The sequence below is a fragment of the Prevotella sp. HJM029 genome, from assembly GCF_000599605.1.
GTDB lineage: Bacteria > Bacteroidota > Bacteroidia > Bacteroidales > Bacteroidaceae > Prevotella.
In genome coordinates this window covers 1-23,269 of record NZ_KK082669.1, presented here as the reverse complement: position 1 = coordinate 23,269, position 23,269 = coordinate 1, and the positions used below count along the sequence as shown (strand labels likewise).

Here is a 23,269-nt window from a genome sequence, read left to right as displayed (position 1 = left end):
TTTAGGTTTCTGGCCGTTGTTTGCGCTGTGAATTATCTTTACTGTTTTCAGATACTATCATTTCGCATTGTGAAAGCATAGCTTTCGCATCGTCAAAGAGGCTCTTTCGCATGGCGAAAGGATAAGTTTTGCACAGCGAAAGAAGCTCTTTCGTTTTTGCATCCCTACTATTCTTACTGTCAATTGGTTGCAGATTTCCATTTTCTCGTTCCTCATTTTTATTGCGAAAAATTTGTCTTTACAATAGCCTTACTTATGCAAAGGTACATCATAACTATGCAACCATTCAGCGTCATTAAGAAGAAAATCCTCTCACATCAATTTTTCCTGTAACGGCATCGGTGATGAGGGCTTGCTTATACTCCTGCAAAAGTGCTATCTGCTTGCGACGCTTATCTATCCGTACATCGATTTTGGCGGTTTCGGTGTCGAGGTAGGAGGCGATGGTGCGTTGCTCATCTATAGATGGAATAGGAACAACAAAATTTTGAATCATGTGTAATCTGACAGATGGAACAGTAGACTGAGCACTTCCCATATTCATTCTTTGTGGGAACATTATTCGCATAAATTGGTACAGGTAATTAGAGTCGACAACCTTATTAAATTGGTTAAAAATGTAAACTCTCTGATGGACAGCATACTTGCCATCAACATGATGAAAGACTCTACCTGCACCAGCGCCATCGCCAGCCATTAAAATAGCATCTCCTTCACAAGTGAATTTAGAACTCCTTTCGACTTGCGGGGAACGTACATAAAAAGGATATTCTCCATCTGGCTCTGCATCTTGAGTATCACTATCGCCGGTACTGATTCTACAAAGCAATCGAAACCTTAATAAATTCCAATTCTCAGGCACTTCCCCAATCCACTCAATCCCGCTATCTTTCATCTTTGCCTCGGGATTAAGCCCTTTGGTGACGGCGCGGCTGATGATGGCCGACTTCATTTCTTCCAAAAGTGCTATCTGCTGTTCACGCTTGGCGATAATATCATCTATCGGTTTCGTCTTGGCATCAAGGAAGGATGCTATTGATTGCTGCTCGGAAAGAGGTGGCAAAAACATTACCTGGCCAAGATATTCAGGAACTTTTAAATTCTGAATACCTGTTGTTTGATTGAAGAACAAAAGATTCACCTTCTGTACATAAATCGAATAGAAGAAATAATAAAGCAATCTGGTGTTCAGAACGTTTTCATTGCAACGTACACAATGTATGAAGTTTGAACATGTTGCTTTATGATCAAGATTAGCTATTACAGCTCTGCCAACAGGATTGACGTCTCCGCCGCCTGATTTTTCAATAAGGATATCATTTGGTAGAATTTCTCTTTCTTTGAAGGTCTTTTCGTCGATATTACGAATAGTTATCTTTTCCTCGGAAAGTCCACCATTTTTATAATCGAAATCCGCTACACGATAGCACACGACATCATTATCATCTCCTTTTTCGTCGTCTCCCCATACACCAGAGAAACTCGATTTGAGACCGAACTTAATACGTGAATAGTTCCAGTGGCTCGGAACTTTCCCCAGCCACTGCACCGCACTATCTTTATATTTCCCGTACCTCTTCATACCTATATGTTCTTTTTGTTGATCAGGTTCACCACCACCTTTACCATGGTATCCTTTTCTTCCGTCCGGCTTTCCGCAATCATCAGCGTGAGTGCCACGAGGGTATTGTCGCCGATGCGCTTGGAGCCATCGGGGTTGTAGAGGATGTCGTTGTTGTTCATAAACCAAAGGAAGAGTGTGGCGGCAATGCGCTTATTGCCATCGCTGAACGAGTGGTTCTTGGTAACGAGATAGAGTAGCATGGCGGCTTTCTCCTCTACGGACGGATAAAGTTCCACACCACCGAAAGTCTGATAAATCTGTCCGATGGAGCTCTTGAACGAGTCGTCCTTCTCGTTGGCAAACCACTGGCTGGCGCCAAACTTTTCCTTCAGACTCTGTATGGCCTCCATCGCATTGTCGTAGGTGGCATGAAACCGCTCCTGCTCGTTGGTGTCGCTCACCTCCAGCCGCTGGTAGTCGTAATCGTCGAGGGTGTCGAGTGCCTGGGTATAGTCGGTTACCACACTGATGAGTGCCTCGCGCTCGTCGGCATTGTCAGCAGCCTTCTCGGTCTCGTCGAACACCTTGGCATCGAGTGACTTGATGGTGCGCCCCATCACCTCCACCACATGCCGTAGGTCGTCGTACCGCTGCCGGGCAAGGTCGTTCTTGATGGCATAGCCCTTGACGAGGTATTCCTTTAGTACGGTATTGGCCCATTGGCGAAACTGCGTACCTCTCTTACTCTTTACACGATAACCCACAGAAATAATCACGTCAAGGTTGTAGAACATCACGTCATGCTCTTGTGTCTTTCCTGTCATTGCACCGTGTTGAGTGGTTATTCGGAATTTCCGAACTACCTCTTCTTTCTCCAATTCACCCTCTTTGAACACATTGTTGATATGCTCATTGATGGTTGACTTTGACTTGTCAAACAATAGGGCAATCTGGTCTTGGTTGAGCCACACCGTCTCGTTCTCCAGTCGCACGTCGATGGCGGTCTGCCCGTCCTGCGTCTGATATATCTTTATCTCGCCTTTACTATCCATCACTTAATACTTAACACTTACAACTTAACATTTTCCAACTCCTCATCGGCCTCTTCATCAAGCCGTTTGATGTCGGCAAGGATAGCGTCGAGGTCGCGCATGGGACGATACACGTAGAACAGCTTGGTGAAGGGGAACTCGCATCCTATCTTATCTTTACTGCGGTCCATCCACGCATCGGGAGTGAAGGGCAGCACCTCACGTTCAAAGTACTGGTCGATGTCCTGCTTAAAGGGAATGTTCTCGGTGTCGTTGAGATTGCCGTCCTCCAGAAAGCCACTGTCAGCCTTGTAGGGATTGTTGAGCACTTCGGGAGCATCTTCGCTCATCGAGCCCCATGCCTTGCGGATGTTCTTGATTTCTGCTGCAGATGGTTTGCACTTCTTGCTTTTCAGAAATGCGAAAAACTCGGTGTCGCTGCGCCTCTTGTCGATTCCATCAATGGCGGCAACGTTCTTATAGATAAGGTTCTTCTTGTCATCGGGCTTGAAACCCTCTTCCGCCTTCATTTGCTCATACTTGGAGGTGATACCTTCAAACCAATAGCGCATAGGGCGGCGCACTGCTACCTTGGTATAGAGAAAGTCGTCGTAATCCAGCTTCTTGGCTGTCTCCAAATGCTCCACCTCACCCGTGTTTTCGTTGAGGATGTCGCAGCTCACGCTCTGATATTCTCTGTAGATATCAAGAATATTCTTTGCCCCCTCCTCGCTGATGTCATAACGTTTCTTGCCGAGGTTGGTCTGCAGCAACTTGGCATACTCGTGCTTGTGCGATGCGTCGATGAAGAGCACCTTTCCTTGCTTTTCCACAGGCCGTTTGTTGTCGAGTATCCACAGATAGGTAGAGATGCCCGTGCCATAAAACAGGTCGCCGGGAAGCGACACGATGCAGTCGAGCAGGTTGCGGTCGAGCAGCATTTTGCGGATATTACTCCAGCCCGAACCAGCATCACCGTTGAAGAGCGGCGAGCCGTTGAGCACGATGCCGATGCGCGAGCCGTTCTCCTGGTCCATCTTGGCAACCATGTGCATGAGGAAGAGCAGCGAGCCGTCACTGGTGGTGGGCAGACCTGCCTCGAAACGTCGGCCAGGGGCGTTGTCGTTCTGCACACATTTCTTCACATATTCATCTTTGCCCCAATCTACTCCGAAGGGTGGGTTGGCAAGCATGAAGTTGAATGTGCGGCCATAGAGACGGTCTTCGCTGAAGGTGTTGCCCTTGAAAAGCTGCTGACTGATGTTGTGGTCGTCGCCCTTCATCAGCAGGTCGGCTTTGCAGATGGCGTAGGTCTTGTCGTTAAGCTCCTGTCCGAAGAGCTGCACCTTCAAGTCGGGGTTGTGGGCCAGCCGCTGGAGATACGCCTTGCCCTCGGTAAGCATACCACCCGTGCCACAGCAGGGGTCGTAGATGGAGAAGATACGCCCGGGAATGTAAAGCTCGTCCTCGTGTCCGCTGATGGTGAGCGCCACGAGCAACTGCACGATGTCGCGTGGGGTGTAGAACTGTCCCGCCTTGGTATTGCTCGATTCCTTAGAGCGGCGAATCACATTCTCAAAGACAGTCCCCATCATGGCGTTGCTCATCTTGTCAGGGTGCAGGTCGGCACGCTGCACAAACATCTGGCACACAGAGAAGAGTTTGTTGCTCTCAGCCAACCGACGGTAGATGTCGCTCAGGTCAAGGTGGTCGCCGGCGTCCTGCTTGTGTACGAAGTTGGCAAGGATGTCGCGCACGTTGTCGGTGAAGGAGTTGAGATAATAGTCGAACGAGGTGGCAATCTGTGCCGGGGCAGCCAGCATTTTTTCCATCGAGAGACCGGACACATTAAAAAAGGTCAGGTTGTTCCGACGGAGAATGCTGTCGAGCTTAATTTTCTTCATCTTCTCGGGCGCATCAGTAGGGATCTTGCTCAGTTCCTCCATGATGGCATCGCGCTTTTCGTCGAGCACACAGTCCAGTCGGCGCAGCAGGGTGAAGGGCAAAATCACATCCTCCACCTCGGCATCATCGTACAGTCCTCTTATTATTTCTTTAATGTCCCATATCACGGACGCTAATTCTTGTTCGGTCATATCGTATCTTTTCTATTGGCAAGGCAAAAATGCTTCAATGCCGTCTGTCAGCTTTGCTTGATATTTTTTTATGAGAAGTCTATTGAGGCTATTTAATCAATAGTTCCTGCACCTCCACATCGATGAGTTTGGCTATCTGGAGCAAAGTTTCGATGTTGGGCTGGGTCGTGTTGGTACACCACTTGGAAACGGTAGTGGGGTTAATGCCCAACTGTTCGGCAAGCCACTTGTTGGTGCGCTTATGCTCAACAAGCACGACCTTGATTCGATTGATGTCTTTTGCCATGTCGCTTAGGAATTAAAATGCTTACGGCACAAATATAATGAAATTTTCCGAGAGAAGCCTCTGCATATTATAGATAATGTGGAATTTTCCTTCATTTTGTTGTTTTGACCGCCAAACAACCTCCTCTCTCATCGTGAAAGACTACTTTTTGTGGAATGATGCAGAATGGTTGCGCTGTTGAGTGTTTACTTTGCAAGCAGAAACAAATATAGTTCTCATTTAATACTAATCGGTTATGAAGAAACCACTGTTAATGATTGCCTTTGTTATGGCAACCGTGTGTGCGAATGCGCAGATTATGCGTGTAGATGAGTTGGAGAAGTACGTCAAGGAGAAGTATGGCGACAAGTGGACAGAAGCTGCCACCAACATCTCGAAGAGCATTGAACTCGACAAGAACAACGCAATGACCTTCGTGCAAGTTATCTCGTGTGACGGGCAGTCAGCGGAGCAGCTGTACGTGAACCTTAACTACTGGTTTACCGCAACCTTCAACGATGCCAACTCTGTGATCAAGTTGAACGACAAGGAGAGTGGTGTCATCATCGCGTCGGGCTATATGGCCGACATCGCCGGTCATGCAGGAGGAACGAACTCTTACAATGTGAGTATCAAGCCTGTGATTAGAGCGGATATCAAGGAAGGTAAGATCAGGGTAACTTACTCCATCGACCACTATGACGTGACGGTGCTTGCCGGAGGTGGAATCATGGGGGCACTTGCAGGCTCTATCCCTACAAGGGTTGAGGAGAAATGGGTACTTGACAAGTGTTATCCGTTCACGGAGAAAGATGTCCATCATGCCAAGAAAACATCAAGCAAAGCGCTCGTGATGTCTTACGCTTACTCGAATGTATTGCTCGACAAGATTGAAGAAGCTGCCAAGCATGGGCTTGTGGGCAACGAAAATGACAACTGGTAAAAAAGTTCCTGCAGCTGATAACTGTAGGAACTATATGTTTTTTTTATGAGCTAACCTCTCAACTTAAATCAGGTCTTTTAGTTCATCTATTACTTCTTTTATTTCGTTTGAATGAATACTTCCATCTTCATGGTCCCTCGTAGTAAATAAGTTTTCTCCTTTTACAAATCCTATAGACTCATAGAATTTACATTTTCTTTCCCAAGATTCTCTATAACCAGGGTTGTCAAGCATTCCTAGATGCTCCCAGATTATCGTATCACCAGATGCATCTTCGAACGTAAAATCAGGAATACATCTTCTTCCATTTTCTTGCAGTAATTTCTCATATTCAAATTTTATTCCTTGTTCATAAAGCATATTAGCAATAATAACTTCAGACTTACTCCTTACAATAAGTCCACTTTCGGTTGTATGAATAAGGCCTTCAACATACGGAATCTTATCAATATTGTCTCGAACAGAAAAATTAAATAAATTGGAATTTCTTCTTGCCAAGACTGACTGTTGAGGTTTAGTATATTCCATTAACCATGAGATACTATCTTGTACCAATAATATTAATTTCTTTTTGGCTCTTGTTAGTGCTGTATAAATAAGCTCACGCGAAAGAATCCTTCCTCCTTTTGGCAAAACAACTAAAACACAGTCAAAATCACTTCCTTGCGACTTGTGAATAGAAATAGCATAAGCTAATTCAATTACAGAATCCTTCTCGTCTGTTTTCGATGGAAAGTACGTAAATGTCTCATTAGGTATTCCTGCGAAAACGACGGATGCCCTTTTATCATTATTATTAGCATAGGAAACAAAACCAATTTGCCCATTTGACAATTGCTTTTCTTCTTTAGAAGGATAACTATTTCTTTTTTCATTAAGAAGTTGAATTACCTTATCACCATAAAAGATGAAATTTGGCGCTATCTCAACTGAAAGTTTTCTGTTAGTATTTCCAACCCATTCTTGAAAATTAGTATTCAACTGATAAGTTCCCCATACTGGGTTTATAACAGGTGATAAAACTTGGAATCTTTCGACACAATCAGGATTAGTCTTGGCAAAGTTCAAATCTGTAATCCCAATAGAATCCTTGATTCTGTCCTTCAAGTCTAATTCTGGATTTGGTAACTCTTTAACCAGAACTTCCTGTAGTTTGTCTTTCAAATCATTTTCGTTATTCCAAGTATAGACGGATAAATCCTTATCTAATTTTTTATCGATTATTTTTTCAAATATTTGATCTGCATCCTTTGCCGGCTTTTCCCCGGAGAACCAAGAAGCTAATGATAATATATCGGAGTCTCCTGTTCTAATAGTTCTAACAACAGTTTTGAGGTGAGTTATGGCTTTTTCATTATTATTATCAAGAAAGTTACATAAATCAGCAAAAGTACGTCCCGGCCCAATAGGCGGTAATTGAGATGGATCGCCAATAAATATGATTCGTTGTACATACTTTAGATCCAAAGCATTGAGTAGAACGTAGAAGTCATTGCATGTAAGCATGGAGCATTCATCTACAATAATATTTTTTGCTTTTGCATACTTCTTATTTTCTAAGTTGGCAGGAACAAAAGCCTCCATCTTTGACCAATTAAAGAAACCTCTTCTAGATAGGAATTGCGCTAATGTATAGGCTTGAATGTTTTCTGCCATTTTTCCTAACCGAACCCTTGCTTTTCCCGTAGGAGCTAAAAGTAGTACGCCTTCTTCTTTTATCTGCTTGGAGCTTAAAAAGGCTTGTACTACAGTAGTTTTACCAGTGCCGGCAGGACCGGTCAGAACAGACAATCTTTTGTCACTGAACATTTTTAAGGCTCTTATCTGGTCTTCTACTGCGGAACGACTTCGCTCATTTTTAGCATCATAGCCTTCTATCGAGTTGATAACTAGCGAATCCCAATCTTCATTTAAGGGAACTTTTACAGACTTTGAAGCTCTTGCTTTAAACTTTTTCCTCAAAAATTCCTCTGCGTTACTATAATATTTGAGTTGTATTGCTCCATATTTGTCTTCTGGAGTTATATATGTCAATATAGTCTGCATAAAGTCCCTGTTTGTCAGTAGGTAGTTTACCGGCAGTTGTAAGCTATCACTGGACAACGTGTTCTTTATTGATCTTTCAAGTTCATTGACAGACAACAAGGTGTCGCCATTTTGTAAAGCAGCCTTTAATTGATAAACTACCAAAGAACGGATTCTTCTTTTATCAATCATTGTTTCTACAAGAGAAGGATTTTTAGGAGTCCACTGCCCCTGAAGGTTAGGGTCTGAAATGACTCCAAGATCAATCATCTCTGTGGTGACGACATTCTCCTCGCCTAAACTACAATCTTCACTTATGATATATGGATTCTCAAGTAGTTCTGTATATTTTTCTGGGTGCCCGTACCATTTCTCTATAATATCCGATGTAATTTCAAAACGAGACAAGAGTGATAATACATTACGTGATTCTTCAGAAATGCTTTTCCACGTGTCTTTATACAAAGGCAACTCACATTCGTATACAATATCTTTCAGAGATATCTTTCCTGACATTAATTGATCAAATGCTAACCAAGGATTATCTTTTGATTTGCAAAAACCATTATTACGAAGATCCTGTTCTATTATATAGGCATAATTTACTCCTATCGCACGTAAAGATTCAGCAAAAGAAGGGAATGGACCGATTAGATCCTTTACTTTTGATATCTGCTCATCTATCCATAAAATCTGCTTTTTCCAATTCCCCCCTACGAGCTTATGTTCTATAACTTTTTCTAAACATTTTCTAGCAGCATCTAAAATAATGAGCATGCTATGGCTGCTTATATAATTACACCCATAGGAAAGTTCATTGAAAATCCGTTGGCTATTGCCAAGTTTATCTAATGATAGTTTTATTTCACTGACTACTTCTTCCTTCTTCTTGCCTGTGATTTTATTTATATAGTCATCGTCCAAATCTAAATATTCATGATATGGAAGAAGGAAACCCTCAGATTTGTCTAAATTTTGACGTATTCCATGCTCAAATATTAGATCCCAAAAAGGATATGTATATTCAGCCTTTGAATCGTAACTCTTTATCTCATGAACCCTTTTAACGTTTCCCATTCCTACAATCAATCTAGAACAGTCCTCATCAACGGGGTTCCCATTTTTGCAATAAAAAACAGCTATAGAGGAATCTGGGATAATATTTGATGAAAATTTTTTAAGAATGGCGTATTGACGTTCTCTGCCAAACACCCAACTTGTAGGGAAAGTCGTCTCTTCATCTTTTGGCAAATTTGGGTACCTCTTGTCTAATTCTTCTTGGCTGTCCTTATTTAAATACTTGAAAGGAATTCCAAAGACACTATAGGGATTCAATGAAATCTCTGTTGGCAACAATTTGCTCTGTGGGTTATTTTTATTCCAAGCATAAACATGAGTAAATGTTCGATTAAAAGACTTCTCACTCATAAAGCCCCCATTTTCAGTCATACATGCTGGCATATCTTGGCTTGAAAGTTCAAAGAAGGTTTTGCCCGAAAGACTTTGTTCTTTTTCAATATCCTTTTTTTCTGATATATTATGGAGCATCATGCAAAATGGGTTGTTTTTTGGACAGTTACAAACCGAGCCATTCCATTTTTTATCATGCCATGGTACTCTGATAGAAATATGTTTCATCTGTTTTCTAAAAAATATCGACTATGTTGATAATTCAAATTAATTGTTAGTCATTGTCTTAACCAAGAGCTCTCGAATATCAATTTTAAGCAATTTTGCTATTTGATGGAGTGTCGGTAGATCTGGCTGTGAACTATTAGTACACCACTTCGATACAGTTGCAGGATCTTTTCCTAATTGTTCTGCCAACCATTTACCAGTTTGACCAACATCAGCAAGTGCGCCTTTAATTCTATTAATCTTTTCCATTTGTCAAAAATTGATGTTAGACGCAAATTTATAAAAATTCTGTCATATTGTTAGATGATTGTGCCATTAATTCATGGTTGACTGTATTTTTCATTGATTTATACGATATAGCTAATAGATTTTTCGTATTTTTGCCTTATAAACATGATAAAGTAGCTTATGAAAGGTGCAATAATAGCTGATTTATCGGCAAGGACGTGGGAACATCATACGGATAAGTTCTACTCTAATCTCATTAGTGAAGAAGCGAATTTATCAGTGTGCAGTCAGCTGTTATTGTCTTTTATCAATGCCCCTTCATCTATACTCGATGAAAAGTCAGAATATGAGAGATTATCAGGAACAGGTTATTTACTTGTTCTATCTGTGTTGGTGGGTTGGAAGGATTTTTTCAACGATTTTTCGTATGAGCCTCTAATGGATAGTTTTTCAAAGAGAGATCAGTATCTGATAACTGTTATTGGAGATATTATCTCAAGGTTACGTCATGGTGCTTCTAAAGCACAGGCAATAGAAGGAGTGTACAGGATATTGTTAATTGGGTTGATTCCTTATCTTCTAATGATTTTGGTGGGTACATATTCCATGCTCGGCAATGTTTCAAGAAGAGTTGGGACTATACTTCTGCCCTTCACAATGGCTATGTATGATTACTATGGTAATAAACATTTGCTTGCTTTTTTAACCGGTGCTTTAGCAGAAGCGCCATGTACGGGTGTGAATATGGAATGATTAAACAGAAATATTCGGAAAATTGGTTCTTTCCTATTCAGATACCAAAGGCTATTTTATCTACATACCGCACAGAGTTTGAGAAGTTCAGAGAGATTGACGAACGGAGATTATCCTTTCCCAAGAACAGTGCGCTCACAAATGTAGAACTGCATCATTGGGAAGACATGAAGATTCGGATGTCGTTGCTGAACTTTTCTGTCTCCCTAAAAGATAAAATTATGAAATCTCACTATACCGATTGGGATAATCGATATGGAATCTATTTGGATGACGGATGGTTCTATGTGTACCGAAGTCATATATTACTTAATCGTTTTCAATTGTATAGTGAGGATGGAAAGAATTATAATATCCATCACTTACAGAAATCTGAAGCAGAACAAGCTGGAGAAATATCTTTCGAGGAAGCTATTTATTCTGAGCGTTTTCACTTCCTCGATTAGTATTTATAGGCTCTTTTCAAGGCTCATCACCTTTGAGATATAACTGCCATCTTCCGCATACCCAATCCTATTCAGGAAGTCGTAGTAGTTACCACCTTTATATTTGTACTGCACATAGTCTTTGTAGGCTTTTACACTCTCTTCCCATGAGTTGAAGGTGTAGTAGCTACCGTTACTGGGACGGCGAAGCCCGAAGAGGTTGTTGTTCTCTAAGCATACTCTGGACGTGAAATAGCCTGTTTCAAGCAGGGCTTGTGCGGCTACTATCTGTGGGAATTTCACATCATACTGTCGGAGGACGGCCATCAGGTTCTCGATGTTCAACTCTTTGTCGGGTTTTGTCCCGAATCTGACGTATGTCATCTTATCCTGTAGCTGCGTGATGTAACCGTTAAGATAATCCACGAAGACATTGGGATCGACACTCTTCCCACCTTTCCTGATTCTGATATGGAGATGCGGGCCGGTGCTTTTGCCTGTGTTACCTGATATTCCCACGATGGTTCCTGCCGAAACGGCATCGCCAACTCTTACGGTTATCTGGTCAAGATGGCCATAAAGACATTCAAAGATGCCATGTTCCAAAACGACATAGTTGCCATAGCCTCTGTTCCCGAAATGTACCTCCTTGATGATACCGGGCAGCATCGCATAGACTCGTGCATGGTTGCATTGCAGGTCTATGCCGTCATGGAAAGCCGCACATCTACTTACAGGGTCTTTGCGATAGCCGAAAGCTGAGTTGAGTTTCAGGAAGTCGAGCGGAAGGCAGACATTCATGCGCTGGCTGATCAGATTGAAAAGCAAGGAGTCCTTCACATTGACAAACAGTGGTACGTCCTTCTCAATGGTGATTTCCAAGCCACGACCTGTTTGGAAGGTCACATCAGGTTGTTTTGCGCCTACGCTGTCCTTCTTTTGCTTTGTAATTACTTGTATTCCAACCTTTACCTGTTTGCGAACTACCTCCGGACGGAGAGTATAAAACTGCGCTGCCATCTTCATGCTGATAATCATGGTGGCAAAAACCAATAGAAATAATCTGTATCGTCTCATCTTATCATCTTGCTTTTTGATAATTTTGTTCGGTGAGAAGTGAATGTGCAAGACTTCTCACGACAAATTTACCGATAAACATTCAACGTATGGAAGATGTGATGACTTTTCAAGCTCAGGGAGCTGTCTTAGAGAAACTGATGCAGTTGGGTATCGACAGGGAAAAACTGGAGTTGATGCCTGATGGTCTGCAAGTTCCGCTGCTTCGTGGAGAGATAACGCCTGTTTTCGTGGCCAACATGGGAACATCAAATGGCAAGGTGATACAGTTACCGCTCAAAGCCCAGCTGATGCTTGATGAACGCGAACAGGTAATTCTGATGACCTATCCGCTTCGCAAGGAGATTGCCAACGAACTGAACCTCAGCCAGAATGAACTTCTGCGTGTGCAGTCAGGCAAAGTGATCCGTAAGGAGGTGGACGTGGAGGGAGAAAGGAAAGTAAGATTTATCCAGTTGGACAAGGAAACCAACTCGCTCATGCACCGTGACGTGGCAAGCGTGCCTATCGAAGTGGAGCTGCAAACACGGGATAAGGTGAAAGACATTGACTTGGGGGCCAACCAGAAGGAGACACTTCAGGAAGGGAAGCCCATCGAGCTTTCCATTGGCGACACCAAGGTAACGGTGGGCGTTGACTTGCGAGAGCCACAGGGCTTCAAGGTTGTCGATGGCGACATGAAAGAGTGGGAACGGCTCCAGCAGATGCGCTACGATGATGCCCGCAAGGATTTTATGGGTTATGTGATGACCGACGAAAACCGCTGGGAATACCAGAAAGTGGTGGAACGCCAGGCCATGGTCAACAACCCATCAGAGTCTATCGAAAAGAAGCAGCGTACAGGCTTGATCCGATAGCACAAGGCCAAAACCAACCTCCCCAAACAAGGGATTCTTTAATATTCTGCTCCCGGCTTGTCACTTTCATAAGAGCCAGCGAGTGCTTTAACATTCTTCTTTGTTGGCGAGTTCTTCTGTTGTAGAACCGTAGCGTTAAAGCATATCACGACAAGCAAGGTGGGTAGAAAGAAATACAAAAATCTTGATTACGACTACATCGTCAGCTCCGTGGCTGGCTATGCCAAGGTTGCTCCCATTGCCCGAAAGGTAAAGGCTGGGGACGATATGGCCATTGCCAAGGCAGCAGCGATGATGACGGCTGCCGTCAGGAATGTCATGCCTAAGGACAAGCAGGTGGTACTGGTACCCATTCCCAACCGCACGGGCAGGGCGGGTTACACCAAAACGCTTGCCGAGAAAATCAGCGAGGCACTGCATCTACCTGTCATCGACGCATTAGCAAGCAATACCCACGAGCCGCTTTATCTGGTGAAGAAAGCCAATGGCTCGATCGATGAAGTGCCGCTCTACTTCTATCGCATCCGAAGGGTGCCCAGAGACAAGATACCCATTCTCATTGATAATGTACTCGACACCGGGCATACGGCAATGTCAGCCTATGAAGCGATAGGCAGACAGGACACGCTGATGGCGGTACTTGGTGATACGCATAAATTCACACCCAACCAGTGGAAGTCTGATATTTACCCTTTAATTGATAACAATATGGCAAGCAAGAAAAAAGAAGAGGTGCCGCAGCAAGCTACCCCGAAGGAAGAGCCGAAGGCTCAGACTGAGAAAAAAGCTGCAAAGAAAACCGCGAAGCTCCCGAAGTCAAAGACGCTGGCAGAGCTGTACGAGAACATGAAGGAGAAGCATCCTGATGCCGTCCTGCTCTTCAGGACGGGAGATTTCTACACGGCCCTGAACGCTGATGCCTCCAAGGTGGCTGACACCTTGTCCATCAAGCCAACAAAACCGGCAAAGGCAGAGGACGGCCCTCTGCAAGTCACATTCCCTCATCATGCTTTGGACACAAACCTGCCAAAACTCATCCGTGCCGGTCTTCGAGTGGCCATCGTGGACAGTCTGGAGAAGAAACAAAGCGTAGAGAAATCCACATCGGTAAAAACGGAAACAAAAGCACAGGAAACAAAAGTGCAGGAAAAGAAAGAGGAAGGAAAGAACGTGGACAAGTCGGCTTCCGCCAAACAGGAGCATCAGCCGCGTGAGCCGCAGATGGTAACGGTCAATGGCGACAAAGTTTCCCATGCCCATGCCTTCCAGTCCAAGGTGAACCCTGCCGACTGGTTTTATGTGGCTCAACTCAACGGCAAGCAGCTCAACCCTATGAAGATGGATGCTGTCGATATTGCTGCTTACCAGAAACGGGAGGCGAAGGTGGAGGACATGATGCAGAAGTATTATCCTACCAAGTTGGCTCCCAAGGTGTCGGTGGAGGAATACAAGGCTGCCAACATTCTTTCCGATGGTAGGGTCATCGACAAGATGACGGTGTATAAGGAGAAGGACGAGCAGCGTGCCGACTACGGCAAGTACAAGCTCTACGCACAGGTGGGCGACCAGCGTATGTCGGTGCCGATGACCAAGGCGGACCAGAGTGCATTCTTCGACCGTGTGACGACACCGGCTGCCCTTGTGGAGAAGAACTTCGGCGAACGGCTGCATCTGGCATCGGCATACTCGGTTTATCAGCTTCCTGCCAACATCAAGGTGGAGGACATCCGGGTGGCGAAGGACAACATAGACGGCAAATGGAAAATCTCGGCTGCCGTGGGCGAAAATGGGCGCACGGACAAGAAAGCAATTTCCTTTGACGACGGCTTTTCTCTCTTCCAAGCCAAGACCGCCACTCGTGAGCAGCTGGCAGCCAAGTATCTCTCGGATGACATCAAGATGCTATCGGGGCAGAAGCAGGCTATCAGCAATGGACTGAAGATGTAGTCTTTGGAAGTTTTTTTTTAGAATGACACACAGATAACATAAAATCAAAGAAAATGGCATATAGTTTTGAAGAGCTGGTCCAGCTCAAACAGGACAGACGAATCGGGTGGTTGCAGTTCACGCTCGAAGGCGAGCATGCGGACGGCTTCATGCAGTGGTGCAAAGAGCACAACACCCATCCCAGTGAAGATACCGCGGAGTTCTATATGGAGTCGGTGGAACTGAGTATGCAGGACAAGCAAATCTTGGCGGAGGACGACTATAACTACAGCTGGAACTGATACAAAGACGCTCGGTCAGAAAGCCGTGGACAGGTTCACGGAGATGATGATTGGGCGCATGGAACAGATGAAGTCCGTTGGTTGGCACAAGGGGTGGATTGGCGGTGCCACCGCTCCCAGTGCCATGCCTCAGAATGTGTCCGGGCGTGGATATTCGGGAAGTAACTCTTTCTTCCTCCAACTGGACACGGCTCTCCGTGGCTACTCAATGCCCGTGTATCTCACCTTCAAGCAAACCAATGACTTGGGAGCGTATGTCAAGAAGGGCGAGTCGGCCATGCCGGTGCTCTACTGGGACATCATGGCAAGGGACAAGGACGGACGCAAAATCACCAAAGACACCTACCGCAAGATGAGCCTTGCGGAGCGGATGCAGGTGCAGACCATTCCATTCCTAAAGGCCTACAATGTGTTCAATGTTGATCAGACCAATCTGGCTGAGGTGAAGCCTGATAAGGTGGAAGCACTCAAAAAGCTATTTGCACCGCCTGAACTGCGTGATGCAGAGGGGATGTTTACAAGCAAGGCACTCGACCGTATGTTTGAGAAACAGGAGTGGATTTGTCCTATCCAATATGACAAGCAGGTACCCGGTGCATACTTTTCTCCCTCCAAGGACATCATCGTCATTCCAAGGAAAGAACAGTTCAATATCGGCAAGACACCGGAGGAAGTGTACAAGGACGGTATGGAATACTACTCCACGGCCTTGCACGAGATGGCTCACTCCACGGGTACGGAACCTCGGCTGAACAGGGGCAGCCATGAGAAGTTCGGAGACGCAATGTATGCCAAGGAGGAACTGGTAGCTGAGCTGACGGCGGCGATGGTGGGCAACTCAATGGGCTTTGACAAGCGCATACTGGACAACAATGCGGCCTACCTCGATGGCTGGATCTCTACCCTCAAAGAGAATCCTAAGTTCATCGTGTCGGTGATTGCTGACGTGAACAAGGCTGCCAACATGGTACTGGAAGAGGTGGACAAGCAGAAGATGGCGTTGGGCGAAGAGCCTTTGCTCGACAAGAATAGGAACCTTTCTGCCGATACCGCCAAGGACAAGATTGTCTTTGAGAACGCTTCGATCATCAAGCAGAATGACGGCGACTATGCGGTGCGTGCCTCGTTCCAAGGCAAGGATTTGGGCATCAAACCAATTGACCGAAATGTGGGCATCCTCTATTTTTCTCTCTCGGAGGAAGCGGAGAAGGCCCGTCTGCTCTCCCATACGCTGGAAAAAAGCTATGGCGATATAATCCTCTCACAAGGACAGCGACGCTCGCATGGTATGAAAATCTAACCTCTTTATACTTGTAGATAGTTATGAAACAGACCGTAAACTTCAAAGACCTGAAAGCCAAGGTCGGCGTGGATGACATTGCCTATTACCTGGGGTATCGCCTCGACCGCTCGGCGGGTGTGGGCAGATATATCGAAATGGTGCTGCCTGACACCACGGGGCATAAGGACAAGCTCATCATCAAGAATCCGAAGGAGAAGGCTTCACAGACCTATTTTCGTCGTAACGGGGCGAAGGGCGGCGATGTGGTGTCGTTGATTCGTGAGAATCTTAACAGCTTCCACGAGTCCGGCAGGAACGAGTGGGAAATCATCGGTAAGGTGATGGCACGCTTTGCCAACGAGCCAATTCCCGACTATGGTGATAGCCAGTATCTCACAAAAGCCGGATATAGCGACAACCGTGTGTTCGATCCGAAACGCTACGAAGTGAAGGAGATAGGCCGTGATTTGTCTGAGGTGATGGCATTCTTTGCCCAACGTGGCATCAAAGAGGAGACGGTGGGTGTCTTCGCTCCATTCATCAAGCAGATAAGGGACAGCTGCCATACCACCTACAAGCAGTTCAACATCGGTTTCTCTTATACGGAGGCTGGCAAGGACAAGGTGGTAGGCTATGAAATCCGTGGCTTCGGCTCATTCAAAAGTAAAGCAGCTGGTACCAACTCGACAACAGGCGCATGGATTGCTGACCTGTCAAGAGGTGGTAATCCAGCGGACATCCGAAATGTGTATTTTGCAGAGAGTGCCTACGACATCATGGCGTTCTATCAGCTGAATCACCTTCGCTTGGATGCTGCTCATTCGGTATTCGTGTCGCTGGGCGGTACATTCTCTGACGGACAAGTCAAAGGCATCATGTCGCATTACCCTGAAGCCAAGGCGATGGACTGTTTCGACAATGACCTTGCTGGGCGCATCTATGGCATCCGTATGGCTGCCCTGTTGGAGGGTATTCGCATGAATATACATAAGGAAGATAGCGAGGTAAAGATTACCATTGGTGATAGGAGCTTTGCCATTCCTAACGACCAGTTGTCGATCCGTGAGCTTCGCAAGCACATCCATATCCGCTATAACGTGGGTGAATGGAAGACTGCCGCAAACTACAAAGACTGGAACGACCAGTTGATGGGTAAACAGTTGGAAGTTGTGGCGGTAAAAAACAAGTTTGCAAGGGACCGAAATCTGGCCGACCGCCGAGAGAAAGGAGTAGGCTTATGAAACGAATTCTTGTGACAATGATGGTTGGAGGCTTGGCCTTCTGCCCAATGCTGGCACAGCAGACGGATCCGACGCTGACGGGCGCCGTGGTAGCGCAGAGCGAGATGCTGAAAAAGATTTTCAAAGACCGCGAGAAGACGCAGAAGAAAATCATTGCAGCGGAAACGGCGGTCACGGTAGCCATGGACAGGATGCACAAGGTAGAGGACAAGATGCTGGAGTATCTTTCCAATGCACAGGGTGCGATGCAGAACCTCTATCAGATTAAGCGGGCAGCGGAATTGACGACGGTAGAAATACCCCGAAACATGAGCCTATTACGCCAGTCGCTGCCCGGTCGTCTGAAAGGAACGGCCATTGCGTTGTTGGTGTCTGATGAGCTGACGGACGCTGCCACGCAGATGGCTTCGCTCTATCCGTTCATGAAGCAGCTGGTGACAAGCGGCACATACAACGTGAGTGGCTATGATGCCACGGGCAAGCCCATCAATGAGAAGCATAAGGTAAACTTGCTCTCTTCGGCGGAACGGTATTACATTGCCAATGAGGTGGTAACGAAACTGGAGACCATCAATACTGACCTTTGGTTGCTGGCATGGCAGGTAAGGACGTACTCGTGGAATGACCTTTGGTTCGGGCTTGATCCAGAAGGCTGGGCCACGATGATGTCGGGGAAGGCGATTGTGGATGGACTGGTCTATGAGTGGAAATACATCTGACAGGCCTGAATATGGGCAATTTTCTGTACTTTTGCACTCGCTACACTTTGTTATTTCGAGGAGGAGCGGTGCAAACGGAGGGTTGCCAAAGATAGAGTAACATATAACGTAAAGAAATAACAAAATGAGTGATACTGACAATTTACAGACCTGCCCCGTGTGTGGCAGGGGCACAATGGTACATAACGAACAGGAGTGGAAGTGCAGTGAGCAGTCCTGCGGGTTCGTTATCCCTAATCGTGTGTTTAATCTGGAAATGACAGAGGAACTGGTTGCGCAGCTTGTCAAGCATGGCCATACCAATCCGTTGCAGTTACAGAACAGGGACGGCCAGCATTTCAAGGCGGCTCTCGTCATCCGTAATGGAAAGGTAGAGGTCTCGTCGGGTGTGCATTACATCGACGGCGTATGTCCTCTCTGCGGAGGCAGGATTCGCAAGACCTCGAAAGGCTACCGGTGTGAGAACTCCATCGGAGAGCATCCGTCATGCGATTTCATGATTCCGGGCATCATCTGCAACCGCAGGATCACGGAGCAGGATGCCGTGGCGTTCTTGAATGGCAAGCATATCGCTTTGGAGGGCTTTGCCTCGAATGAGTGGAAGATGTTTGCCTCGTCGCTGTCGATAGCCGAGGGCAAGGTGAAGCTGGAATCGCGCATCGCAAAGTGTCCGCATTGCGGGGGAGACCTGCATGTAGGGCTGAAGGCATACAACTGTGCCAATTACCGCAATACCGAACATCCCTGCAAGTTCTCCATCTGGCGTAACATCAGCGGTCATGCCGTGTCGGTGGAGGAGGTGAAGCAGATATGTGAGCAGGGCGTGACGAGGGACAGCATTGAGTTCTACAAGGAAGACGGTACGGTGTACTACAAGCGTCTGCAGCTAACGCCTGAAAAGGACAGAATAATCATGATTTAATTAGTTATTGATGATGAAAAGACAAAGTATTATATATTTAGTGGTGGCATTGTTATGCCTCACTGGTTGTACGAATAAACGTCATGCGTTGAAGCAGTTGGTAGTGGAGAATCTGAAACAGTCGGTGGAATATCCTAAGCAGTTACAGGTGATGGCTATATCAGAACCAGACTCGGCGTTTGGATTCAGCTACTTCTCGCAAAAGGAGAAGGCAGGCATCGTCCGTATCATGAAATCGGTAACGGACAGCATCATGAGGCGAACTGACAATATGCAGTCGCTGGACATCAACGACTTCTACGTGATGGATCTCGCTGAAAGGCAGATGCGTGCCAACTCGGACATCAGGCAAATGCTTAGCCAGGCAACTGACAGGAAGGAATGGACGGGCTGGAAAGTGAAGATCGACTATCAGGCGGTAACACATCATGGCATGAAGTACAATGCTGAGCGGTGGTTCTTCATTAGCATGGACGGCAAGGCGGTAGTAAGGACGTTTGAGTTACCGCTACCATAAAGATATTGGCATTTTTGGTTGAATTGGGTTAATTCTCTTTTGTTTAGGTGGAGATTGTCGTGAGACAGTCTCCATTTTTTGTGTATCATTTCCATGTTTGCAGTTGCCTCCTTGCTACATGTGCTCATTTTCTTTGCAAAGTTACGGCATAGGAAAGAACGGCAAGTACCGCTACGGCTATGCGCAGGAAAATAGACGGCAGCCTTCCCAACAATCATAGATTGGGGTATTCCGTCGATTTTCTGTGCATTACTTGCCTTATCTTTCCCGCTTATACCGTCCTGTTTTGCTCGAAAATTAAGTACCTGCAAGAAGTCTGAAGACTTCACAAAAGGGAAAAGATTAAGTTTAACCTCATAAAATTATAAGTTATGCACGCATGGATTTTTCAATTATCGGAAGAACGCATCGAGGGCTATCTTTGTGAAGATACCTTGTTGCAGGGTGATGGCAGCGATTACGACTACTGTGCCACCATATCGGAGGAAGAGCGGAAGAGAGCCGTTTGCTCGCTCGTAGATGACATACTGCCATTGGGTATGTTTCACCTCAAAGATGAAACGACGTTGGTGTATCAAGGTGGTTTTGAGCAGTGGAAACGTGAGTGGGTGGAGCGTATTCAGATAAGGGCTGCAAAGGTGAACATGGAAAACGTGATGAACTTTTGCGGTGAGGTGTACCGGCTGGAAAACGAATTACAGAACCCACTCGATACCGCAGCACACTTCTACCTTTGCAATGACGACTATCAGACCTTTGCGGAGAAGTCGGTGGAGTTGATGCGCATGGTGGAGCATCTGACGGAAGGCGACGAGCTTTATATCGGTGGTATCATTGATTTTCATTTTTAAGCGTATGGAGAATATCAGTATTTTTTCGATAGAGGGCGTTGATGCAAGGGAGATTTGCAATGCGCAGTTGGGCGATGCCCTGTTTGCACCTTGTAGTGTGTGCGACAAGTGGAGGGGCGACTATCCATCGGTGGACAATCTGTTTTACGGATATGTGGAGGACGATATTTTCTATAACTACTCCGATGACGAGTTTGAGACCCACGTCAATACGATGTTTGACTAAGTAGAACCAGGAGTGTGCCGAGCTATCGGCATACTCCACAAAAGCAAGTTACAATGAAGAAAACGTATAGTGTAACGGCTCGATACATCTTCGAGGGTACTTTCAAGGTAGAAGCTGAAAGCAGGGAGGAAGCCAAGGATAAAATACTAAAGCATTGTGGCATGGTCATGGACAGTGGCATACAAACCACGCTGCCAGACAATGAGATAGACTGGAATTTCTGTAACCACCCTTATAAGCAGGTGGCCAGAATAAGCAGGGAGAAGTAAGGTACGGCTGGGCATATCAGGCTGGTATGCCCGGCTTTCAAAGTCGGGCAGCGGTCACAGTTCGCTGCCTGCTTGGGAGGGAATTGCCCATCGGAAGGATGAATAACAGAGATAAAAAGTCTTGTTTTTGACGCAGAAAACAAGACAATTCGTTGGGAGTACTTTATTTCCCTGAAAGCCGTATCTCGCTATCACGCCATAAATGATCGTGATGGCTCCACACCGCTTTCATCGCTCCGCCGGAACGTAGAGCGACAAGGGAGAGCGGTTAGGTTGTTTTGTGCTGAATGGAGTGCATGGGCAATGGGGGCAGGAAGGATAGGCTACCGCTGTTTCACTTGTCAAGGACTTATCGCCCATGACCACTTCACGGCTCCGCCTATCTTACTTCCTGCTCCATGCCTATGCACACCATATCGCACGCTCTATCCAGTGTAACGCCAGTTTATTGTCGGTGTAACTCACTTTTTCGTTGCACTGACGATAAACTGACTATCTTTACAGGTTTTACCTAACTGCTTTGTGCCCATTTCCCTGAAGGCCGTATCTCCATTCATTGCGCATAGAGCAGCAATCATTGCGATACCGCTTCCATCATTCTTCAGGGACGAAGAATGACAAGGGAGAGAGGTTAGGTCATTCCGTGCGCAGCAAGGCCAGTGATGAGTTGAAGACACCACATTCTATTTCAGACTTGCAGCAAGAAGGTCCGCATCATTGCATGCAGTTCTTCCATTCTATTTTCGGCTCTCTTCAACTCATTACCTGCCATTGCGCACTCGTTTTGCTGTGAGAAATAAACCTTCTTCGGTGGTCATCCATTTCCTTCGCGAAGTTCGCTATTGGCACCTTCTGGTCAAGTACCAGTGCCTTATTTTTCAGGTTTTTAATGGCCGTTCTTAGTTTGGTTGTGGTAAGCTAATAAAAACTTGAAAAATTCCTTGCCGTTGAATGTGTCGTCCAATAGCGACTTATTTGCTCGAAAATCGTTTCCCCGAAGAAGTCGTTAGACTTCACAGGAGGGAAAAGAATCGAAATCAAGGTAACGGGGTGGCTCACCACTGCTCCACAATAGCTTTTTATATGGCAAATCGTTTGATGACGGCAGAACTCGCCGAACAGCTGAAGGACTTCCCCCTTTATTCTCAGGATGGGAAGCAAAAGGACGCTACTTGTGTCTGTGTATTCGAGATTGGACTCATCCGCTGGTATGTACTGGAGGGACAGCCAGAAGGCGATGACTTCACTTTATTCAGTATCGTCGTCGGCATGGCTGAAACGGAGTATGGCTACGCCTCTGTGAAGGAGATGGAAGGCATCACGGTGGATGGCTCACGGTATGGTCTGGGCACGTTGCGCATTAGGCAGGTGCTGAACTTTAAGCCATGCCCACTTGCCGAGATACAGGATAGGCGGCTACAGGACTTTCTGTCAAGGCTATATGAAGAGTAGTAACAAAAGACTTTGCAAACGAGAGCAAAGGGAGCTTACTTCAACTTTGCCGAGTGCAGCTAAGTGAAAAGGCGGAGCTTCCGCCTTTTTATTTTTCATAGGGCATATATTTTTTGGCTGTCTTTTCTGTCTTATTTGTCATAAACACATAAAGTGTTGATATTCAGTAATATAATATTCTTTATTATTGGACAAGACTTAATCTAATTTGACTAAATTAGAAAGATTCTCCACTTCAGCCCTTTTCTAAGACAAGCGATGACAAGTCAAGACAAAACAAGCAGCATATAACCCATTGATAATCAATGACAAGACATATAAGACAATTAAGACAAGCATTTTCGGAGGCCGAAAAGATACCCATTGAACGCTAATTAAGCTTTTCATCGATATTTTTCAAACATAAGGGTGTTTACTTTCATGTATTTTTCACTATATTTGCAATATTAAAACTAAAACAGGTGAATTATGGGAAGAAAGTTAAACTATATCCATCTACTATTCTTTAGCACTATTATTGTAATCCTGCTGATGTCGGCTGGTTGTGAAAGAAAAGCAACTATGGTTTCAAGAGCGAACGGAAGAGGTCATTCCATCATTGATGGAAAATCGGATTCTTTTGTGGATGCCAAGTCTAAAATGACCATCGAACTTGATACC

23 protein-coding genes are annotated in these 23,269 nt (G+C 45.5%); 16 read left to right on the top strand and 7 right to left on the bottom strand.

Annotated elements, in window-relative coordinates; all coding sequences use genetic code 11:
• Positions 1-295: 295 nt before the first annotated feature.
• The 4 genes from X919_RS0110285 to X919_RS15235 form a co-directional block, all read right to left on the bottom strand.
• The gene (locus tag X919_RS0110285; RefSeq protein ID WP_028900043.1) at positions 296-1,582 is read right to left on the bottom strand and encodes a restriction endonuclease subunit S; all 1,287 of its coding nucleotides are present in this window, start codon (positions 1,580-1,582) and stop codon (positions 296-298) included.
• A 2-nt stretch (positions 1,583-1,584) separates the two neighbouring features.
• Positions 1,585-2,616 carry a virulence protein RhuM/Fic/DOC family protein gene (rhuM, locus tag X919_RS0110280; RefSeq protein ID WP_013264723.1) on the bottom strand — a complete coding sequence of 344 codons (1,032 nt, stop codon included), beginning with the start codon at positions 2,614-2,616 and terminating at the stop codon, positions 1,585-1,587.
• Positions 2,617-2,633: 17 nt separating this feature from the next.
• Complete coding sequence (locus X919_RS0110275) at positions 2,634-4,691, bottom strand: class I SAM-dependent DNA methyltransferase (protein WP_028900042.1); 2,058 nt, start codon at positions 4,689-4,691, stop codon at positions 2,634-2,636.
• Positions 4,692-4,779: 88 nt separating this feature from the next.
• Positions 4,780-4,977: a helix-turn-helix transcriptional regulator gene (locus tag X919_RS15235; protein WP_013265011.1), complete on the bottom strand. Its 198-nt coding sequence runs from the start codon at positions 4,975-4,977 to the stop codon at positions 4,780-4,782.
• Between the two features lie 235 nt (positions 4,978-5,212).
• Here X919_RS15235 and X919_RS0110265 point away from each other — a divergent pair, with 235 nt between their 5' ends.
• A complete protein-coding gene (locus X919_RS0110265; RefSeq protein ID WP_036917858.1) occupies positions 5,213-5,899 on the top strand; it encodes a DUF4468 domain-containing protein in 687 nt (228 codons plus the stop codon).
• A 63-nt stretch (positions 5,900-5,962) separates the two neighbouring features.
• On the opposite strand, the gene X919_RS0110260 is transcribed toward X919_RS0110265, so the two are convergent.
• Together X919_RS0110260 and X919_RS0110255 are read right to left on the bottom strand one after the other, a co-directional pair.
• The gene (locus X919_RS0110260; protein WP_028900041.1) at positions 5,963-9,562 is read right to left on the bottom strand and encodes an ATP-dependent DNA helicase; all 3,600 of its coding nucleotides are present in this window, start codon (positions 9,560-9,562) and stop codon (positions 5,963-5,965) included.
• 39 nt (positions 9,563-9,601) lie between these two features.
• Positions 9,602-9,811 (bottom strand): helix-turn-helix transcriptional regulator, encoded by a 210-nt coding sequence (locus X919_RS0110255; RefSeq protein WP_028900040.1) that lies wholly within the window; start codon positions 9,809-9,811, stop codon positions 9,602-9,604.
• 159 nt (positions 9,812-9,970) lie between these two features.
• On the opposite strand from X919_RS0110255, the gene X919_RS15690 reads away from it, so the two are divergent.
• Both X919_RS15690 and X919_RS15685 read left to right on the top strand, forming a co-directional pair.
• Entirely contained in the window at positions 9,971-10,543 is a 573-nt protein-coding gene (locus X919_RS15690; RefSeq protein WP_028900039.1) for a hypothetical protein, read from the top strand.
• Positions 10,540-10,989 carry a hypothetical protein gene (locus X919_RS15685; RefSeq protein ID WP_028900038.1) on the top strand — a complete coding sequence of 150 codons (450 nt, stop codon included), beginning with the start codon at positions 10,540-10,542 and terminating at the stop codon, positions 10,987-10,989. The genes X919_RS15690 and X919_RS15685 overlap by 4 nt, the downstream gene beginning before the upstream one ends.
• A 3-nt stretch (positions 10,990-10,992) precedes the next feature.
• Here X919_RS15685 and X919_RS0110240 read toward each other — a convergent pair whose 3' ends face one another.
• On the bottom strand, positions 10,993-12,045 hold the full coding sequence (locus X919_RS0110240) for a peptidoglycan DD-metalloendopeptidase family protein (RefSeq protein ID WP_028900037.1): 1,053 nt from the start codon (positions 12,043-12,045) through the stop codon (positions 10,993-10,995).
• A gap of 89 nt (positions 12,046-12,134) precedes the next feature.
• Here X919_RS0110240 and X919_RS0110235 point away from each other — a divergent pair, with 89 nt between their 5' ends.
• From X919_RS0110235 to X919_RS15225, 13 genes are all read left to right on the top strand, one after another.
• A complete protein-coding gene (locus tag X919_RS0110235) occupies positions 12,135-12,902 on the top strand; it encodes a DUF4099 domain-containing protein (RefSeq protein WP_028900036.1) in 768 nt (255 codons plus the stop codon).
• 159 nt (positions 12,903-13,061) lie between these two features.
• Positions 13,062-14,849 carry a MutS N-terminal domain-containing protein gene (locus X919_RS0110230; protein WP_028900035.1) on the top strand — a complete coding sequence of 596 codons (1,788 nt, stop codon included), beginning with the start codon at positions 13,062-13,064 and terminating at the stop codon, positions 14,847-14,849.
• Between the two features lie 53 nt (positions 14,850-14,902).
• Positions 14,903-15,130 (top strand): hypothetical protein, encoded by a 228-nt coding sequence (locus X919_RS0110225; protein WP_028900034.1) that lies wholly within the window; start codon positions 14,903-14,905, stop codon positions 15,128-15,130.
• Positions 15,111-16,430, top strand: a complete 1,320-nt coding sequence (locus X919_RS0110220) for an ArdC family protein (protein ID WP_028900033.1) — start codon at positions 15,111-15,113, stop codon at positions 16,428-16,430. The genes X919_RS0110225 and X919_RS0110220 overlap by 20 nt, the downstream gene beginning before the upstream one ends.
• Positions 16,431-16,453: 23 nt before the next feature.
• Complete coding sequence (locus X919_RS0110215) at positions 16,454-17,653, top strand: toprim domain-containing protein (protein ID WP_013264375.1); 1,200 nt, start codon at positions 16,454-16,456, stop codon at positions 17,651-17,653.
• Positions 17,650-18,372: a hypothetical protein gene (locus X919_RS0110210; RefSeq protein WP_028900032.1), complete on the top strand. Its 723-nt coding sequence runs from the start codon at positions 17,650-17,652 to the stop codon at positions 18,370-18,372. The genes X919_RS0110215 and X919_RS0110210 overlap by 4 nt, the downstream gene beginning before the upstream one ends.
• 124 nt (positions 18,373-18,496) lie before the next feature.
• Positions 18,497-19,294: a topoisomerase C-terminal repeat-containing protein gene (locus tag X919_RS0110205; protein ID WP_013264795.1), complete on the top strand. Its 798-nt coding sequence runs from the start codon at positions 18,497-18,499 to the stop codon at positions 19,292-19,294.
• A gap of 13 nt (positions 19,295-19,307) precedes the next feature.
• Entirely contained in the window at positions 19,308-19,811 is a 504-nt protein-coding gene (locus X919_RS0110200) for a hypothetical protein (protein ID WP_028900031.1), read from the top strand.
• A 371-nt stretch (positions 19,812-20,182) separates the two neighbouring features.
• On the top strand, positions 20,183-20,662 hold the full coding sequence (locus X919_RS0110195; protein WP_028900030.1) for a BTB/POZ domain-containing protein: 480 nt from the start codon (positions 20,183-20,185) through the stop codon (positions 20,660-20,662).
• A gap of 4 nt (positions 20,663-20,666) precedes the next feature.
• Positions 20,667-20,888, top strand: a complete 222-nt coding sequence (locus X919_RS0110190; protein WP_013264447.1) for a hypothetical protein — start codon at positions 20,667-20,669, stop codon at positions 20,886-20,888.
• Between the two features lie 53 nt (positions 20,889-20,941).
• Complete coding sequence (locus X919_RS0110185; RefSeq protein ID WP_013264015.1) at positions 20,942-21,157, top strand: hypothetical protein; 216 nt, start codon at positions 20,942-20,944, stop codon at positions 21,155-21,157.
• Between the two features lie 1,083 nt (positions 21,158-22,240).
• On the top strand, positions 22,241-22,609 hold the full coding sequence (locus X919_RS0110180; RefSeq protein ID WP_013264841.1) for a hypothetical protein: 369 nt from the start codon (positions 22,241-22,243) through the stop codon (positions 22,607-22,609).
• Between the two features lie 468 nt (positions 22,610-23,077).
• Positions 23,078-23,269: hypothetical protein (locus tag X919_RS15225; RefSeq protein ID WP_036917849.1), on the top strand; the 192-nt coding region annotated here is incomplete at its 3' end.

Excerpts from the sequence above, each read along its gene's own strand:
- X919_RS15235 (WP_013265011.1), bottom strand. The coding sequence starts at position 4,977 with ATGGCAAAAGACATCAATCGAATCAAGGTCGTGCTTGTTGAGCATAAG.
- X919_RS0110215 (WP_013264375.1), top strand. The coding sequence starts at position 16,454 with ATGAAACAGACCGTAAACTTCAAAGACCTGAAAGCCAAGGTCGGCGTG.
- X919_RS15685 (WP_028900038.1), top strand. The coding sequence starts at position 10,540 with ATGATTAAACAGAAATATTCGGAAAATTGGTTCTTTCCTATTCAGATA.
- X919_RS0110195 (WP_028900030.1), top strand. The coding sequence starts at position 20,183 with ATGCACGCATGGATTTTTCAATTATCGGAAGAACGCATCGAGGGCTAT.
- X919_RS0110240 (WP_028900037.1), bottom strand. The coding sequence starts at position 12,045 with ATGAGACGATACAGATTATTTCTATTGGTTTTTGCCACCATGATTATC.
- X919_RS15690 (WP_028900039.1), top strand. The coding sequence starts at position 9,971 with ATGAAAGGTGCAATAATAGCTGATTTATCGGCAAGGACGTGGGAACAT.
- rhuM (WP_013264723.1), bottom strand. The coding sequence starts at position 2,616 with ATGGATAGTAAAGGCGAGATAAAGATATATCAGACGCAGGACGGGCAG.
- X919_RS0110265 (WP_036917858.1), top strand. The coding sequence starts at position 5,213 with ATGAAGAAACCACTGTTAATGATTGCCTTTGTTATGGCAACCGTGTGT.
- X919_RS0110200 (WP_028900031.1), top strand. The coding sequence starts at position 19,308 with ATGAAAAGACAAAGTATTATATATTTAGTGGTGGCATTGTTATGCCTC.
- X919_RS0110235 (WP_028900036.1), top strand. The coding sequence starts at position 12,135 with ATGGAAGATGTGATGACTTTTCAAGCTCAGGGAGCTGTCTTAGAGAAA.
- X919_RS0110180 (WP_013264841.1), top strand. The coding sequence starts at position 22,241 with ATGGCAAATCGTTTGATGACGGCAGAACTCGCCGAACAGCTGAAGGAC.
- X919_RS0110205 (WP_013264795.1), top strand. The coding sequence starts at position 18,497 with ATGAGTGATACTGACAATTTACAGACCTGCCCCGTGTGTGGCAGGGGC.
- X919_RS0110210 (WP_028900032.1), top strand. The coding sequence starts at position 17,650 with ATGAAACGAATTCTTGTGACAATGATGGTTGGAGGCTTGGCCTTCTGC.
- X919_RS0110225 (WP_028900034.1), top strand. The coding sequence starts at position 14,903 with ATGGCATATAGTTTTGAAGAGCTGGTCCAGCTCAAACAGGACAGACGA.
- X919_RS0110275 (WP_028900042.1), bottom strand. The coding sequence starts at position 4,691 with ATGACCGAACAAGAATTAGCGTCCGTGATATGGGACATTAAAGAAATA.
- X919_RS0110185 (WP_013264015.1), top strand. The coding sequence starts at position 20,942 with ATGAAGAAAACGTATAGTGTAACGGCTCGATACATCTTCGAGGGTACT.
- X919_RS0110190 (WP_013264447.1), top strand. The coding sequence starts at position 20,667 with ATGGAGAATATCAGTATTTTTTCGATAGAGGGCGTTGATGCAAGGGAG.
- X919_RS0110255 (WP_028900040.1), bottom strand. The coding sequence starts at position 9,811 with ATGGAAAAGATTAATAGAATTAAAGGCGCACTTGCTGATGTTGGTCAA.
- X919_RS0110260 (WP_028900041.1), bottom strand. The coding sequence starts at position 9,562 with ATGAAACATATTTCTATCAGAGTACCATGGCATGATAAAAAATGGAAT.
- X919_RS0110285 (WP_028900043.1), bottom strand. The coding sequence starts at position 1,582 with ATGAAGAGGTACGGGAAATATAAAGATAGTGCGGTGCAGTGGCTGGGG.